A 14772-nucleotide genomic window follows, 5' to 3' on the forward strand; every position below is an offset into this window, starting at 1 on the left:
TTGTGAAAAGGATAAAAAGAATGACAGAAGCTATGAAAGTCACCCTCACCACGCAACCCGCCGACGCGCGCTGGGGTGAAAAAGCAGCCTACAGCATCAACAACGACGGCATCGCACTGCACTTAACCGGCAACGACGATCTCGGTCTTATTCAGCGCGCGGCGCGCAAAATCGACGGCCTCGGCATCAAACATGTCGCCCTGAGCGGCGAAGGGTGGGATGCGGATCGCAGTTGGGCGTTCTGGTCTGGCTATAAAGGGCCAAAAGGGACGCGTAAAGTCGAGTGGGCGCAGCTTGATGAAGCAGAGCAGAAAGAGCTGGATAGCCGCCTGAAAGTGATCGACTGGGTGCGTGACACCATCAATGCTTCGGCGGAAGAGCTAGGGCCGGAGCAGCTGGCACAGCGCGCGGTCGATCTGCTCTTCAGCGTTGGCGGCGACAATGTCTCTTACCGCATCACCAAAGGCGAAGATCTGCGCGAGCAGAATTATATGGGGCTGCATACCGTAGGGCGCGGCTCCGAGCGTCCGCCGGTGCTGCTGGCGCTCGATTACAACCCGACCGGTAATCCGGATGCGCCGGTCTACGCCGCGCTGGTGGGCAAAGGCATCACCTTTGATACCGGCGGTTACAGCCTGAAGCAGAGCGCATTTATGGATTCGATGAAATCCGATATGGGCGGCGCGGCGCTGGTGACCGGTGCGCTGGCGTTTGCCATCAACCGTGGCCTGAACAAGCGCGTGAAGCTGTGGCTCTGCTGCGCTGACAATATGGTCAGTGGCAACGCCTTCAAGCTGGGCGATATTATTCACTACCGCAACGGCAAAAAAGTTGAGGTGATGAACACCGACGCGGAAGGGCGTCTGGTGCTGGCAGATGGCCTGATTGACGCCTCTGCGCAAAAACCGCAGCTGATTATCGATGCCGCGACGCTGACCGGTGCGGCGAAAACCGCGCTGGGCAATGACTACCATGCGCTGTTCAGCTTCGATGACGGGCTGGCGGGCCGCCTGCTAAACAGCGCAGCGGCGGAAAACGAGCCGTTCTGGCGTCTGCCGCTGGCGGAGTTCCACCGTCACCAGCTGCCGTCCAACTTTGCCGAGCTGAATAACACCGCCAGCGCGGCCTTCCCGGCAGGGGCGAGCACCGCCGCCGGTTTCCTCTCGCACTTTGTTGAAAACTATCAGCAGGGCTGGCTGCATATCGACTGCTCGGCGACCTACCGTAAATCGGCGGTTGAGCAGTGGGCCGCCGGTGCGACAGGGTTGGGTGTGCGCACCGTTGCTAATCTGTTGACCGCCGAGTAAGCGGTGTGCCTGATGGCGCTTACGCTTATCAGGCCTACAAAAGCAACCCGCTGCAAAATGTAGGCCGGATAAGGAAACGCCGCCATCCGGCAATAAAGCGGCTCCGTAGCCACGGGTTGCGCCCGAAACCCAGGCCGGATAAGGCGTTTCGCCGCCATCCGGCAATAAAGCGCCCCGTAGCCACGGGTTGCGCTCGTAAACGTAGGCCGGATAAGGCGTTTCGCCGCCATCCGGCAATAAAGCGGCACTGAACCCGTAGGCCGGATAAGGCAATGCCGCCATCCGGCAATGCGCAAAACCCGGGCGCGATGACGCACGAAAACGAACCAGAGATCCTATGTCCGAAACGAAAAACGAATTAGAAACCCTGCTTGAGCAGGCGGCGACCGAACCCGCTTACCGTCCGGCTTTTTTCCGCACGCTGCTCGACTCTACCGTCTGGGTGCCAGGCAATGCCGCAGAAGGCGAAGCGGTGGTGGAAGAGAGCGCGCTCGATATCCAGCACTGGGAAAAAGATGACGGCACCTCGGTGATCCCCTTTTTCACCTCCCTTGCCGCCCTGCAACAGGCAATCGACGACGAGCAGGCCTTTGTGGTGATGCCTGCGCGCACGCTGTTTGAAATGACGCTCGGCGAAACTCTGTTCCTTAACGCTAAGCTGCCAACCGGGAAAGAGTTCACCCCGCGAGAAATCAGCCATCTGGTTGGCGAAGAGGGCAGCCCGCTCAGCCAGCAAGAGGTGCTTGAAGGCGGTACCGCGCTGCTGCTCTCGGAAGTTGCCGAGCCGCCCGCGCAGATGGTTGACTCCCTGACCACGCTGTTCAAAAGCATCAAAACCGTCAAACGCGCCTTTATCTGCTCCATCAAAGAGCAGGCCGACGCGCAGGCGAACCTGTTAATTGGCATTGAAGCCGAAGGCGATATCGAAGAGATCATTCATGCCGCGGGCAGCGTGGCGACCGATACGCTGCCGGGCGATGAGCCAATCGATATCTGCCAGGTCGCCGAAGGCGAGAAGGGCATCAGCCACTTTATGCTGGCGCACATCACCCCGTTCTACGAGCGCCGCTGGGGTAGCTTCCTGCGCGATTTCAAAACCAACCGCATTATCTAACGTCTCAGGCGGTACGCCCCGTACCGCTTACCCCCCTAAATTCGTGGGGAATGTATTCAGCCCATCCCTGTGGTAGGGTGCGCTTTTACGTTTCTTTACGGTTAAGGTTATGGACAGAAAAACTCTGCTCTACTGCTTCGGCGTGCCCCTCTTATTGCTTGTTTATGCCTGCTGGCAAAACATTCGTATCGATGATGGCTATGTCTACCAGGTCACGCGATATGGCACCGTCGGGCACAGCGCGGCGGCCGATCTGCTGCGCCACTTTCTGTCGAAAGCCGGTATCTTTCTGTCACTGATGGCACTGCTTGCCAGCACCAGCGCGGTGGCGCTCTGTTTCTATAGCGTGCGCAGGGCGCGCCTCTCTGCCGATCACCTGATTGTCGCCTTTAACCTCTGTCGTAAACTGCTGCCTTTTATCATGGTCACCGTAATGTCCTGCATCGGTTTTGCGCTGATCGCGGTCTTCCTGTATGAAATCTGCTGGCTCTACACCCTGGGGCCTGCTAGCGCGTTAAACATCAAGCTGGTGCTGTTCATTCTGCTGGTGATTGGCTCCCTGCTGATTATGGTGTTGAAGAGCCTCTTCCTGCTGAAAAAATGTTTCACCCTGTTTGAGCCGCAGGATATGGAGGTGCACGGCACCGCCGTGCGCGAAAACGATGCGCCGGAACTGTGGCGCTGGGTCAGGGAGCTTGCGCAGCGCGGGCAGGCGATCGTCCCGGATAATATTGTGGTGGGCCTGTTCGAGGGCTTCTACGTCACCGCAAGCCCGGTGCAGATCGAGAAGGGCGAACGGCTTACCGGCAACACCCTCTACTTCCCGCTCAGCTATGCGGCGTTTATGAATAAAGAGGAAGTTGCAGCGGTCATCGGTCACGAACTGGGGCACTTCTCCGGTAATGACACGCTCTATACGCTGCACTTTGCCGGGCTTTACGCCGGGATGGAGAACAGCCTCAACTACTTCTACCGTGATGTTGGCGGCAGCGGTTGGCTGGAGCGTCTGGCGCTTAACCCGACCATCCATCTTGGCATGTGGTTTTTCCGCCAGTTCCACGAAACGGTGAGTGGCTGGAGCCGCGTGCGTGAACTCGCAGCGGATGCGGCAGGAGCGCGCACCAGCTCATCAATGGCGCTTGCCGCGTCGCTGCTGCGTTTCTCCGCCCTCAATGAGCGTTTTCAGGGGCCGATGGAGCAGTTCTTCCAGCGCAAACTGGAGACTGACGATCTGGTGCATAGCCTCTTTACTGAACTGCGCAGCGGCGAACGGTTTGATCTCTCCGCATCACTGGAAGAGGCGCTGGCGCACCCGACCGACAGCCATCCGCCAACCCGTGCGCGTATTGAACAGCTTAACGTTCCGCTGGATGATGCGCTGATGGCGCAAGCGTCGCGCCCGGTCGGGGAAGCGGATTATCTCTGGATGCGTAGCCTGTTTCGCGATGCCTCTGCGCTCTCTAAGGCGCTGACCAGCGGCATGGCCAGCGAAGTTGACGCCCATTACGAGGCTTATCACTCTGAGCTTAAGGATCTCGCTTCCCGCGCCACCGATACGCTGGTGGTCTCACTGCGCAAGAAAAATTTGTGGATCTTCGTTGGGCTGACGATGCTCTGTGCGGCGGCCGCGGTGATGGTGTTTACGCTGAGCATTCAGTGGAACTCTTCGGCCAACAGTCCGATGGATATGATTACCTTCGGCCTTGTGGCTGGTTCACTGCTCTTTGCGCTGGCAAGCTGGACGATGTACACCCGCGTGCGCCAGCCGCTCTTTACGTTGACGGCGCAGGGGATTGAGAGCTATCAGCTCAGCGCGCCGTTTATGCTCGACGCCATCGAGAATATTGGCATTCGCAGCATTAATGATTGGGTATTTATCGATCTCTTCTGGCGCGAGGGGTATCAGCCACCGAAGCTGCTTGTCAGCCGGCTGGTGCGCAACTTCATCTTCGAGCCGAAAAACCGCAAAGTGGTGCTGAGCCTGCCCGGCGGTCTGTTGAAAGGCGAGCAGCGCGAGAAGTTGTCCATCGAGGAGTTTTACGTTGCGCTCAATGAGTATGTGGAAAGCGCGTGGGCGCGCCGGGAGTTGTCGAAACATTCGGCGTGATATTGCCGATGGCGATTTACGGTTTCGGCGCCGTGTGAATGCCGGATGGCGGCATAAATGCCTTATCCGGCCTACGGTTTCGGTGCCGTGTGAATGCCGGATGGCGGCATAAACGCCTTATCCGGCCTACATTTTCGGTATCGTGTGAATGCCGGATGGCGGCATAAACGCCTTATCCGGCCTACGGTTTCGGTGCCGTGTTAATGCCGGATGGCGGCATAAACGCCTTATCCGGCCTACGTTTTTGGTGCCGTGTGAATGCCGGATGGCGGCGTAAATGCCTTATCCGGCCCAGGGATCGCATGGGCTGCCTTTGTAGGCCTGATAAGCGCAGCGCCATCAGGCATTTCACCGCACCGTCACCCGGCCTGCGTTGCTTCCAGCAGCAGCAGATCCATCAGCAGCACCAGGTTGGACTCAAACGAGGTGATCCCCGCCGCTTCGGCGGCGAAATGCACCGCCTCGTCGTAAAGGGCGAAATGCACATCCGCCAGCGCCGCCAGCGAATTGGCCGACGCGCGGGTAAAGGCCACCACCGTCATCCCCACCGTGCGCGCAATCCGCGCTTTATCCAGCACCTGCTCGGTCTCTCCGCTGCGCGAAACGGCAATAAACACCTGATAACGCGCGGCGTTGCTGAGAAAGATATTGCGGCTGTCGCCGGGGCCGGAGATAAACGCCGTTTTGCCCAGCACCTGTAACTTTTTGGTCAGGTACTCGGCAAACAGATAGGAGAACCCCGCGCCGTAGAGAAAAAAGCTCTCCCGCTCGCGCAGCAGGCTGGCAAACTGCCGCCGCTTCTCCTCGGTCACCCACTGAAAGGTGTGCTGATAATTGACCATAAACTGCTGGAACAGAGCGGGCAGCTCGCCGACGCCGTCATGGTGCTGCTCCGCCAGGTGCGGCGTATCCGCCAGCAGTTGCTTGCAGTGCCAGATAAACTCGCTAAAACCGCTAAACCCCAGCTTCTGACAGAGACGAATAATCGTCGCTGTCGAGACATAGGTCGCCTGCGCCAGCGCGCGCACGGTAATGTTGCCCACCAGCAGCGGGTGCTCCGTAAGATGAGCCAGCACGCGGTATTCAGCGCGGGAGAGTGACTCCCCGCGCGTCAGCAGAGGCGCAAGTCGGTTATCCATCTACACGCTTTCGACAGGCAGGTCGTCGCGCGCGCCCCATTCACTCCACGAGCCGTCATAGAGCGTTGCCGTATTGACACCGAGCGTCTCCAGCGCCAGCAGCACCACTGCGGCGGTCACGCCGGAGCCGCAGCTGGCGATAATCGGCTTATGCAGATCAACACCCTGTTGCTGGAAAATGCGCAGCAACTCATCGGTGGTTTTCAGCTCACCATCCGCCACCAGATCGACCCACGGCACATTCAGCGCGCCGGGAATATGGCCGCGCTTAAGTCCAGGGCGCGGCTCGTCCACTTCGCCACTGAAACGCGGCGCCGGGCGGGCATCGACCAGCTGCGCGGTGCCTTCGTGGCTCGCCAGCAGCACATCGGTCACTTTTTTCACCACGGAGGGATCGAAATTGGCGGTGAAATCAGACTCCGGCAGCGCAACATCGCCCTGCTGTAACGGCAGGGCATCACGCTGCCAGCCCGCCAGCCCACCGGCCAGAATAGAGACCTTCTCAACGCCAACCTTGCGCAGCATCCACCAGGCGCGCGGCGCGGAGAAGAGGTTGCCTTCGTCATACACCACCAGGTGTTTATCCTGGCAGACGCCTAACTCGCGCATGGCGACGGCAAAGGTCTCCGGGCGAGAGAGCATATGGGGCAGGGGAGAGGTGTGATCGGAGAGGGCTTCAATATCAAAAAAGACCGCACCGGGCAGGTGTCCGGCGCGGTACTCCGCTTTCATATCGCGATGCTCCTGGCCAACCGGCGCCATTCTGGCGTCAATCAATTGGATTTCAGGATCATCGCTGTGCTCTATCAGCCAGTCGGCCGCGACAAAAAAAGAGGTGGACATGGTGCCTCCGGGTCATCAACAGTTATCTGAATTGTTAACGTTTTTTCACTACCCGACAAGCTACCATCTCTCGCGCCGCGAGCCACCTCGGAAAATTACACCGCTTTGCCGTTTTCCCAGGCTTTTTGCAGCGCCGGCCAGTAATCCTGGTTGGCGGTAATCATCTCATCGAGGATCGCCTTCGCATGCTGCATGGTCGGCACGGTGCGGTTAAGGGTAAAGGCCTGCAATGCCTTCTCGTAACTCCCCTCCATCGTCGCTTCCACCAGCAACTGCTCCGAGGCCAGCTGCTGCATTAACAGCGTCTGGTGGAACAGCGGCACCGCGCCCATACGCACCGGCTCCGGCCCGTTACTGGTGATGTAAGCAGGCACTTCCACCATCGCGTCGTAAGGCAGGTTGGCAATCGCGCCCTTGTTTTCAACAATCACCAGGTGACGCTGGCGCAGGTTGAAGGCCAGCGAGCAGGCGACATCGACAATAAACGCGCCGTGAACGCCGACGTGGAACGCATCAGGCAGAATGCCGGTCTGCTTATACTCAGCCGCCGCGGCAAAGAGTTTTTTCTCACGCCCGTCCATCACCTCATTGGCGCGGGTGTAGTTCGGATCCTGATGATCGACAATCTCGTTCGGCATCAGGTAGTACTGCAAATAGGGGTTCGGCAGATACTCCGGGAAGTGATCCATGATCGGCTTAATGTTGCGCCAGGTTTTCACCCATGACGGATCGGCATGCTGCGGATCGGTCTGGGCGGCATCTTCCGTCAGCAGGCCAAAGCGCGCGACGTGCTCGCGCAGGGCGGGGAGGCGATCTTCGCCATCGACGCGCACCTGGGTAAACCAGCCGAAGTGGTTAAGGCCAAAATAGTCGACCTCAAGCTGGTGGCGATCGACCCCGAGGATCGCGCCCATATTGCGCATCGCCGCCACCGGCATATCGCAAATATTGAGCACCCGCGCGTGCGGGCGCAGACGGCGTACCCCTTCAGCGACAATCGCTGCCGGGTTGGAATAGTTAACGATCCAGGCTTTTTTATCCGCGTAACGCTCGACCAGGTCGATCAGCTCGACCATCGGCAAAATGGTGCGCAGGCCGTAGGCCAGCCCGCCTGGCCCGCAGGTCTCCTGGCCGACCACGCCGTGGCGCAGCGGGATCTTCTCGTCCTGCTCGCGCATCTTGTACTGGCCGACGCGCATCTGGGCGAAGACAAAGTGCGCGCCGCTAAAGGCGGTTTCGGCATCATTGGTGACGGTAAATTTGATGCTCTCGCTGTGGTCGCGAATCACCTTCTCGACCACCGGCGCAATGGTGTTCTGCCGCTCGGCATCAATGTCATAGAGGCGAATTTCCGCCAGCGGGAAATCCTCCAGCCGCACCATCAGGCTTTTGACGATGCCCGGCGTATACGTGCTGCCACCACCGGCAATGGATAAGATAAACGGGGGTTTAACCATTTCTGGACTCCTTCAGAGAAACATCTCAACAGCTTCTCGCATTTTTTTGACATGCAGCCCGTAGACCACCTGAACGTTATTACCTTGTTTAATCACGCCTTTCGCGCCGGTAGCTTTCAGCTGCGGCTCATTGATAGCCGCCACATCTTTCACCGTTACGCGCAGGCGGGTGTAGCAGTTGTCCACCACCTCGATATTTTCGCGCCCGCCGAGGCCATTAATAATCGCTTCGCCCACCGCGTCGTTATTCCCCTTCGCCTGGTACTCCTGCTTGCTGTAGAGGCGCGTCTCTTCGCTCTCCTCTTCGCGCCCCGGCGTTTTCATGTTGAAGCGCAGAATGAGGAAGCGGAAGGTGATGAAGTAGAGGACGAACATAATCAGCCCGACCAGCAGATACATCGGCCAGTTGGACTTTTCGGTGCCGAGCGGCAGGTTGTAGAGAATGAAGTCGATAATGCCGTTCGCGCCGATGGCATGAACGCCGAAGAGTGAGAAGAGCATCATGCCGATGCCGGTCAGCACCGCATGCACCACGAACAGCAGCGGGGCGATAAAGAGGAAAGAGAACTCAATCGGCTCGGTGACGCCAACCAGCAGCGAGGTGAGCGCGGCGGGGATCAAAATCGCTTTTGCTGCGGCTTTGCGTTCCGGTTTCGCCGTCACATACATCGCCAGCGCCGCTGCGGGCAGGCCAAACATCTTGCTGATGCCGCGCGCATCCCACACCACGGTGCTGCTCAGTTTGGTCACACCCGGGCAGGCCATTTCGGCAAAGTAGATGTTGCGCGCGCCCTGATAGCTGCTGCCGCACACCTCAGCCGTGCCGCCGAGTTCGGTATACAAAAACGGCGTATAGACCAGATGATGCAGCCCGGTCGGCACCAGAATGCGCTCCAGGAAACCGTAAATCGCCACGCCGAACGGGCCTGCGCCTTTAATCGCCAGCGCCAGCGCGCTGATGCCGTGCTGGGCGAAGGGCCACAGCTCGCTCATTACTACGCCAAGCACCATTGAGACCGGCAACATAATAATCGCGACAAAGCAGTGCCCGGAGTAGATCGCCATCGCACCGGAAAACTGCACGCGGGAGTAGCGGTCGTAGAGATAACCCGACAGCGCGCCGGTGAGGATCCCGGCGAAAACGCCCATCTCCAGCACCTGCACGCCCAGCACCATCCCCTGGCCTGCGGCTTTCATCTGATCGGCCGGTGCCAGCGCGCCCTGCAATTGCAGCGTGACATTCATGGCATTAATGAAAACGATAAAGGTCACCAGGCCAATCAGCGCGGCATAGCCTTTATCACGCGAAGCCAGCCCGACCGGGATCCCGACGGCAAACACCAGCGCAAGGTTGGCGAGCACCGAAACGGCGGATTTGGCGATCAACTGACCCGTATGCTGAATAAGAGGGTGGCCAAGAAAGGGGAGGTATTCGGCCAGATTGCCATTGCCGAAGATATTACCGAAAGCAATAAACAGGCCAACGATCGGCAAAATGAGCACCGGGCCAAAAAGGGACTTACCAAAATTTTGTAGGGCATTCACGGCTCTGGACATAGTGTTCTCGCTTATTAGCACCGCGTAGTAAGGGACACAGACCGCATAACGTTAGCAGTCGGTCGGGTGTTGTCGCTATCTATCTTATTGTTTTAAAAACAAATGACGCGCAACGTTACATGTTACGTCACGGGGTGTGATCGGCCTAACATCACGGGCGTCGCGCAAAAAATGCGCTTTGCGAGATGCTTTCCAGAATCCATCAGATATTTTGTATTTCTAACCGTTGCGAATGATAATGACGACGCCTCTCACAACGGGTCAATCACTCAGGGATACAGAATGAAACCGCTACGTTACGCGGCGCTGACTTTCGCGCTCCTCACCGCCTTCACGCTTGCAGGCTGTGACAATAACGATAAACCGAAGAGCGCCAGCGCGCCTGAACCCGCGTCCGCCTCATCCGCCGCGCAAACGCCTGCGGCAGCAGCCATGCCGGATAAAGCCAAACGCGATGAACTTGCCGCGCGTAGCGAAGGCAAACCCTTAAACTTGCTGGATGCGTCCGAAGTGCAGCTCGACGGCAGCGCCACGCTGGTGCTGACCTTCTCGGTGCCGCTCGATCCGGATCAGAACTTCGCCCAGGTGGTGCATCTGGTCGATAAGAAGAGCGGCAAGGTCGACGGTGCCTGGGAACTGGCTCCGAACCTGAAAGAGCTGCGCCTGCGCCACCTTGAGCCGAACCGCGAACTGCTGGTGTCGGTGGAGAGCGGGCTGGTAGCGCTTAATAAAGCCACCTTCGGCAAGAGTTTCGAGAAGTCGATCACCACCCAGGATATTCAGCCGAGCGTAGGCTTTGCCAGCCGCGGCTCGCTGCTGCCGGGCAAAGTGGTTGAAGGGTTGCCGGTGATGGCGCTCAACGTCGAAAATGTCGACATCAACTTCTACCGCGTAAAGCCGGAATCGCTGGCCTCATTCATTAGCCAGTGGGAGTACCGCAGTTCGCTCTCCAACTGGGAGTCCGATACGCTGCTGAAGATGGCGGATCTGGTCTATACCGGGCGTTTTGATCTTAACCCGGCGCGCAACACCCGCGAAAAACTGATGCTGCCGCTGAGCAGCATCAAACCGCTGCAGCAGGCGGGCGTCTATATCGCCGTGATGAACCAGGCGGGGCACTACAACTACAGCAATGCCGCGACGCTCTTCACGCTCAGCAACATTGGCCTCTCTGCGCACCGTTACCATAACCGCCTGGATATCTTCACCCAGGGGCTGGAAAGTGGCGCAGCGCTTGGCGGTATCGACGTGATGCTGCTCAATGATAAGGGGCAGAGCCTGGCGCAGGCGAAGACCGACAGCGATGGTCACGCCACCTTAAGCACCGATAAAGAGGGCGCGCTGCTGCTGGCGCGTAAAGAGGGCGAGACTACGCTGCTCGACCTTAACCTCCCGGCGCTGGATCTCGCCGAGTTCGCCATTACCGGCGATCCCGGCTACAGCAAACAGTTCTTTATGTTTGGCCCGCGCGATCTCTATCGCCCTGGCGAAACGGTGATCCTCAACGGCCTGCTGCGCGACAGCGACGGCAAGCCGATTGCCGAACAGCCGGTGAAGCTGGAAGTGGTAAAACCGGACGGGCAGGTGGTTCGCTCGGTGGTGAGCCAGCCGCAGAACGGCCTCTATCACTTCACTTATGCGCTGGACGCCAGCGCGCAGACCGGTATGTGGCATGTTCGCGCCAATACCGGCGACAACCTGTCGCGTGAGTGGAGCTTCCACGTCGAAGACTTTATGCCGGAGCGCATGGCGCTGAATGTCACGCCGCAGCCGACGCCGCTGGCTCCCGCAGCAGACGTGGTGTTTAGCATTGAAGGCCACTATCTCTACGGCGCGCCTGCCAGCGGCAACGCCCTGCAGGGTCAGCTGTTCCTGCGCCCGCTGCGTGAAGCAGTTGCCGCGCTACCGGGCTTCCAGTTTGGCGATATCGCCGAAGAGAACCTGAGCCGCAGCCTCGATGAAACCCATCTGACCCTTGATGATGAGGGCAAAGGCGAAGTGACTACGCCAAGCCAGTGGCAGGATTCCCACTCGCCGCTGGAAGTGATCCTGCAGGCCAGCCTGCTGGAGTCGGGCGGTCGTCCAGTGACCCGCCGCGCGGAGCAGGCGATCTGGCCTGCGCCCGCTCTGCCGGGGATTCGCCCGCAGTTCGCCTCAAAAGCGGTCTATGACTACCGCACCGACACCACCGTCAATCAGCCGATTGTCGATGAGGGCGGTAACGCCGCGTTCGATATTGTCTATGCCGACGCGCAGGGCAACAAAAAAGCGGTCAGCGATCTGCAGGTGCGCCTGATCCGCGAGCGTCGCGACTACTTCTGGAACTGGTCAGAAAACGATGGCTGGCAGTCGCAGTTCAACCAGAAAGATCTGGTGGAAGGCGAGCAGAGCCTGACGCTGAAGGCCGATGAGACCGGCAAAGTCACCTTCCCGGTGGACTGGGGCTCCTATCGTCTGGAGGTCAAAGGCCCGGATGAGACGGTCAGCAGCGTGCGTTTCTGGGCTGGCTACAGCTGGCAGGATAACAGCGACGGCGCCGGTGCGGCACGCCCGGATCGCGTCACCATGAAGCTCGATAAACCCTCTTACAAAGCAGGCGATACCGTTAAGCTGCACATCACCGCCCCAGCCGCCGGTAAAGGCTATGCGATGATCGAATCCAGCGAAGGCCCGCTCTGGTGGCAGGAGATTGACGTGCCTGCTGACGGGCTGGATCTCTCGATCCCGGTCGATCAGAAGTGGCAGCGCCACGATCTCTATATCAGCACGCTGGTGGTGCGCCCTGGCGATAAGTCGAAGTCCGCCACGCCGAAACGCGCGGTCGGTCTGCTGCATCTGCCGATGGGCGATGAGAACCGCCGCCTGGAGATTGCCCTCGACGCACCGCAGAAAATGCGTCCTAACCAGCCGCTGAAGGTCAAAGTCAAAGCCTCAATGAAAGATGGCGCGACGCCGAAACAGGTTAACGTCCTGCTCTCTGCCGTCGACAGCGGGGTGCTGAACATTACTGATTACGTAACGCCGGATCCGTGGCAGGCCTTCTTCGGCCAGAAACGCTATGGTGCCGATATCTATGATATCTACGGCCAGGTGATTGAAGGCCAGGGCCGTCTTGCGGCGCTGCGCTTCGGTGGTGATGGCGATGAGCTGAACCGCGGCGGCAAACCGCCGGTTAACCACGTCACCATCATTGCCCAGCAGGCGCAGCCGGTGACGCTGGATGAAAACGGCGAAGGCACCGTAACGATGCCGATTGGTGACTTCAACGGGGAACTGCGCGTGATGGCGCAGGCCTGGACGGCAGACGATTTTGGCAGCAGCGAAAGCAAAGTGATAGTCGCAGCCCCGGTGATTGCCGAGCTGAACACGCCGCGCTTCCTTGGCAGCGGTGACACCTCACGCCTGACGCTGGATCTCAGCAACCTGACGGACAAACCGCAAACCCTGAATGTCGATCTGACGGCAAGCGGTCTGCTCTCACTTGAGGGTGCTGCTACCCAGAGCGTGACGCTCGCGGCCGGTAAACGCACCACGCTCTTTATTCCGGTGCGCGCGCTGGATGGCTTCGGTGACGGCGAGATTGCCGCGCAAATCAGCGGCCTTGCGCTGCCGGGCGAAACCTTCGCGCCGCAGCAGAAGCAGTGGAAGATTGGCGTACGCCCACCTTTCGCCGCGCAGACCATCAACACCGGTGCGATGCTCAATCCGGGCGAAAGCTGGCAGGTGCCGGGCCAGCATCTGGCGGGCATCTCGCCTGCTACCCTGCAGGGTCGCTTGCTGCTGAGCGGTAAACCGCCGCTCAATATCGCCCGTTACATTCAGGAGCTGCGCGCCTACCCGTACGGCTGCCTGGAGCAGACCGCCAGCGGGCTCTTCCCGTCGCTCTACACCAACGCTGCACAGCTTAAAGCGCTCGGCATCAAAGGCGAGAGCGATGAGCAGCGCCGCGCCGCGGTGGATATCGGCATCTCCCGCCTGTTGCAGATGCAGCGTGACGACGGCGGCTTCTCCCTGTGGGATAAGAGCGGCTCGGAAGAGTACTGGCTGACCGCCTACGTGACCGATTTCCTCGTCAGCGCCTCGGCGCAGGGCTACAGCGTTCCGGCTGAAGCACTGAACAACGCCAACAACCGCTTGCTGCGCTATTTGCAGGATCCGGCGGCGATGGCAGTGCGCTACAGCGACGACTTGCCAGCGACGAAATTTGCCGTGCAGAGCTACGCCGGGCTGGTGCTGGCACGTCAGCAGAAAGCGCCGCTGGGCGCGCTGCGTGAAATCTGGCAGCGCCACGAGCAGGCGAAAGCGGGGCTGCCGTTAATGCAGCTTGGCGTTGCGCTGAAGTTGATGGGCGATGCCCAGCGCGGCGATCAGGCTATCGCGCTGGCGCTGAAAACCGATCGCATTGCGGAAAACCGCTGGCTGGCGGATTACGGCAGCAACCTGCGTGATAACGCGCTGATGCTGGCGCTGCTGGAAGACAACAAGCTGCTGCCGGATGCGCAGGCGCACCTGCTGGCTACGCTCTCCGAGCAGGCCTACAGCCAGCGCTGGCTCTCAACCCAGGAGAGCAACGCGCTGTTTATGGCAGGCCGCAATCTGCAAAACAGCACCGGTAACTGGCAGGCGCAAACCTCGCTTGATACCGCGATGCTGGCCGGTAACACCGCGCAGAGCCGTAACCTTGAGGCGGATCAGCTTGGTGCACTGCAAGTGACCAACAGCGGCACCACACCGCTGTGGCTGCGTCTCGACACGACAGGTTATCCAGAGCAGGCTCCGGCACCTTCCGGCAAAGTGCTGCATATCGAGCGCAATGTGCTCGGCACCGACGGGCGCAGCAAACCGCTCTCTTCCCTGAAGAGCGGTGAGCTGGTGCTGGTGTGGCTGGAAGTGACGGCCAGCCAGAACGTCCCGGACGCGCTGGTGGTCGATCTGTTGCCTGCGGGTCTGGAGCTGGAAAACCAGAACCTGGCCAGCAGCAGCGCCAGCCTGCAGGAGAGCGGCAGCGAAGTGCAGGAGCTGCTCAACCGCATGCAGCAGGCCGATATTCAGCATATGGAGTTCCGTGACGATCGCTTTGTCGCCGCCGTACCGGTGAGCGAAGGGCAGCCGGTCACGCTGGTCTATCTGGCACGTGCGGTGACGCCGGGCACCTACCAGGTTCCGGCTCCGCAGGTGGAATCAATGTATGTGCCGCAGTGGCGGGCAACCGGCGCGGCCAGCGGCCCGTTGATCATCACGCCATAAC

General features: G+C 59.7%; 8 protein-coding genes and 1 pseudogene. 4 read left to right on the top strand and 5 right to left on the bottom strand.

The genetic code is table 11. The features are described from left to right. The first annotated feature begins 20 nt into the window (after positions 1-20). The 3 genes from pepB (at position 21) to IAE50_RS12865 (ending at position 4528) form a co-directional block, all read left to right on the top strand. Positions 21-1307 (top strand): aminopeptidase PepB, encoded by a 1287-nt coding sequence (pepB, locus tag IAE50_RS12855; RefSeq protein WP_200580418.1) that lies wholly within the window; start codon positions 21-23, stop codon positions 1305-1307. 337 nt (positions 1308-1644) lie between these two features. Then, the gene (gene sseB / locus IAE50_RS12860) at positions 1645-2421 is read left to right on the top strand and encodes an enhanced serine sensitivity protein SseB (protein ID WP_200580419.1); all 777 of its coding nucleotides are present in this window, start codon (positions 1645-1647) and stop codon (positions 2419-2421) included. A 109-nt stretch (positions 2422-2530) separates the two neighbouring features. Further along, entirely contained in the window at positions 2531-4528 is a 1998-nt protein-coding gene (locus IAE50_RS12865; RefSeq protein ID WP_200580420.1) for a M48 family metallopeptidase, read from the top strand. 236 nt (positions 4529-4764) lie between these two features. Here the strand turns inward: IAE50_RS12865 and IAE50_RS26735 are convergent. The 5 genes and pseudogenes from IAE50_RS26735 to IAE50_RS12885 all read right to left on the bottom strand — a co-directional run. After that, positions 4765-4875 (bottom strand): annotated as a pseudogene (locus IAE50_RS26735) (hypothetical protein); the annotation flags it as partial. A gap of 12 nt (positions 4876-4887) precedes the next feature. Further along, complete coding sequence (locus IAE50_RS12870) at positions 4888-5667, bottom strand: MurR/RpiR family transcriptional regulator (protein WP_023481216.1); 780 nt, start codon at positions 5665-5667, stop codon at positions 4888-4890. Then, positions 5668-6510, bottom strand: coding sequence for a 3-mercaptopyruvate sulfurtransferase (gene sseA / locus IAE50_RS12875; protein ID WP_200580421.1), 843 nt, complete (start codon positions 6508-6510; stop codon positions 5668-5670). A gap of 95 nt (positions 6511-6605) precedes the next feature. Then, complete coding sequence (locus IAE50_RS12880; RefSeq protein WP_200580422.1) at positions 6606-7967, bottom strand: 6-phospho-alpha-glucosidase; 1362 nt, start codon at positions 7965-7967, stop codon at positions 6606-6608. Positions 7968-7979: 12 nt separating this feature from the next. Then, a complete protein-coding gene (locus IAE50_RS12885) occupies positions 7980-9524 on the bottom strand; it encodes a PTS transporter subunit EIIC (protein WP_200580423.1) in 1545 nt (514 codons plus the stop codon). A 282-nt stretch (positions 9525-9806) separates the two neighbouring features. Between IAE50_RS12885 and IAE50_RS12890 the strand changes: the two genes are divergently transcribed. Beyond that, positions 9807-14771: an alpha-2-macroglobulin gene (locus IAE50_RS12890; protein ID WP_200580424.1), complete on the top strand. Its 4965-nt coding sequence runs from the start codon at positions 9807-9809 to the stop codon at positions 14769-14771. The last annotated feature ends 1 nt before the right edge of the window (position 14772 follow it).

It is taken from the genome of Kosakonia sp. S42 (genome assembly GCF_016624785.1).
GTDB lineage: Bacteria > Pseudomonadota > Gammaproteobacteria > Enterobacterales > Enterobacteriaceae > Kosakonia > Kosakonia cowanii.

What these genes read in the sequence shown, in the direction of transcription:
- IAE50_RS12870 (WP_023481216.1), bottom strand. Translation starts at nt 5,667, where the DNA reads ATGGATAACCGACTTGCGCCTCTGCTGACGCGCGGGGAGTCACTCTCC.
- pepB (WP_200580418.1), top strand. Translation starts at nt 21, where the DNA reads ATGACAGAAGCTATGAAAGTCACCCTCACCACGCAACCCGCCGACGCG.
- IAE50_RS12865 (WP_200580420.1), top strand. Translation starts at nt 2,531, where the DNA reads ATGGACAGAAAAACTCTGCTCTACTGCTTCGGCGTGCCCCTCTTATTG.
- sseB (WP_200580419.1), top strand. Translation starts at nt 1,645, where the DNA reads ATGTCCGAAACGAAAAACGAATTAGAAACCCTGCTTGAGCAGGCGGCG.
- IAE50_RS12880 (WP_200580422.1), bottom strand. Translation starts at nt 7,967, where the DNA reads ATGGTTAAACCCCCGTTTATCTTATCCATTGCCGGTGGTGGCAGCACG.
- sseA (WP_200580421.1), bottom strand. Translation starts at nt 6,510, where the DNA reads ATGTCCACCTCTTTTTTTGTCGCGGCCGACTGGCTGATAGAGCACAGC.
- IAE50_RS12885 (WP_200580423.1), bottom strand. Translation starts at nt 9,524, where the DNA reads ATGTCCAGAGCCGTGAATGCCCTACAAAATTTTGGTAAGTCCCTTTTT.
- IAE50_RS12890 (WP_200580424.1), top strand. Translation starts at nt 9,807, where the DNA reads ATGAAACCGCTACGTTACGCGGCGCTGACTTTCGCGCTCCTCACCGCC.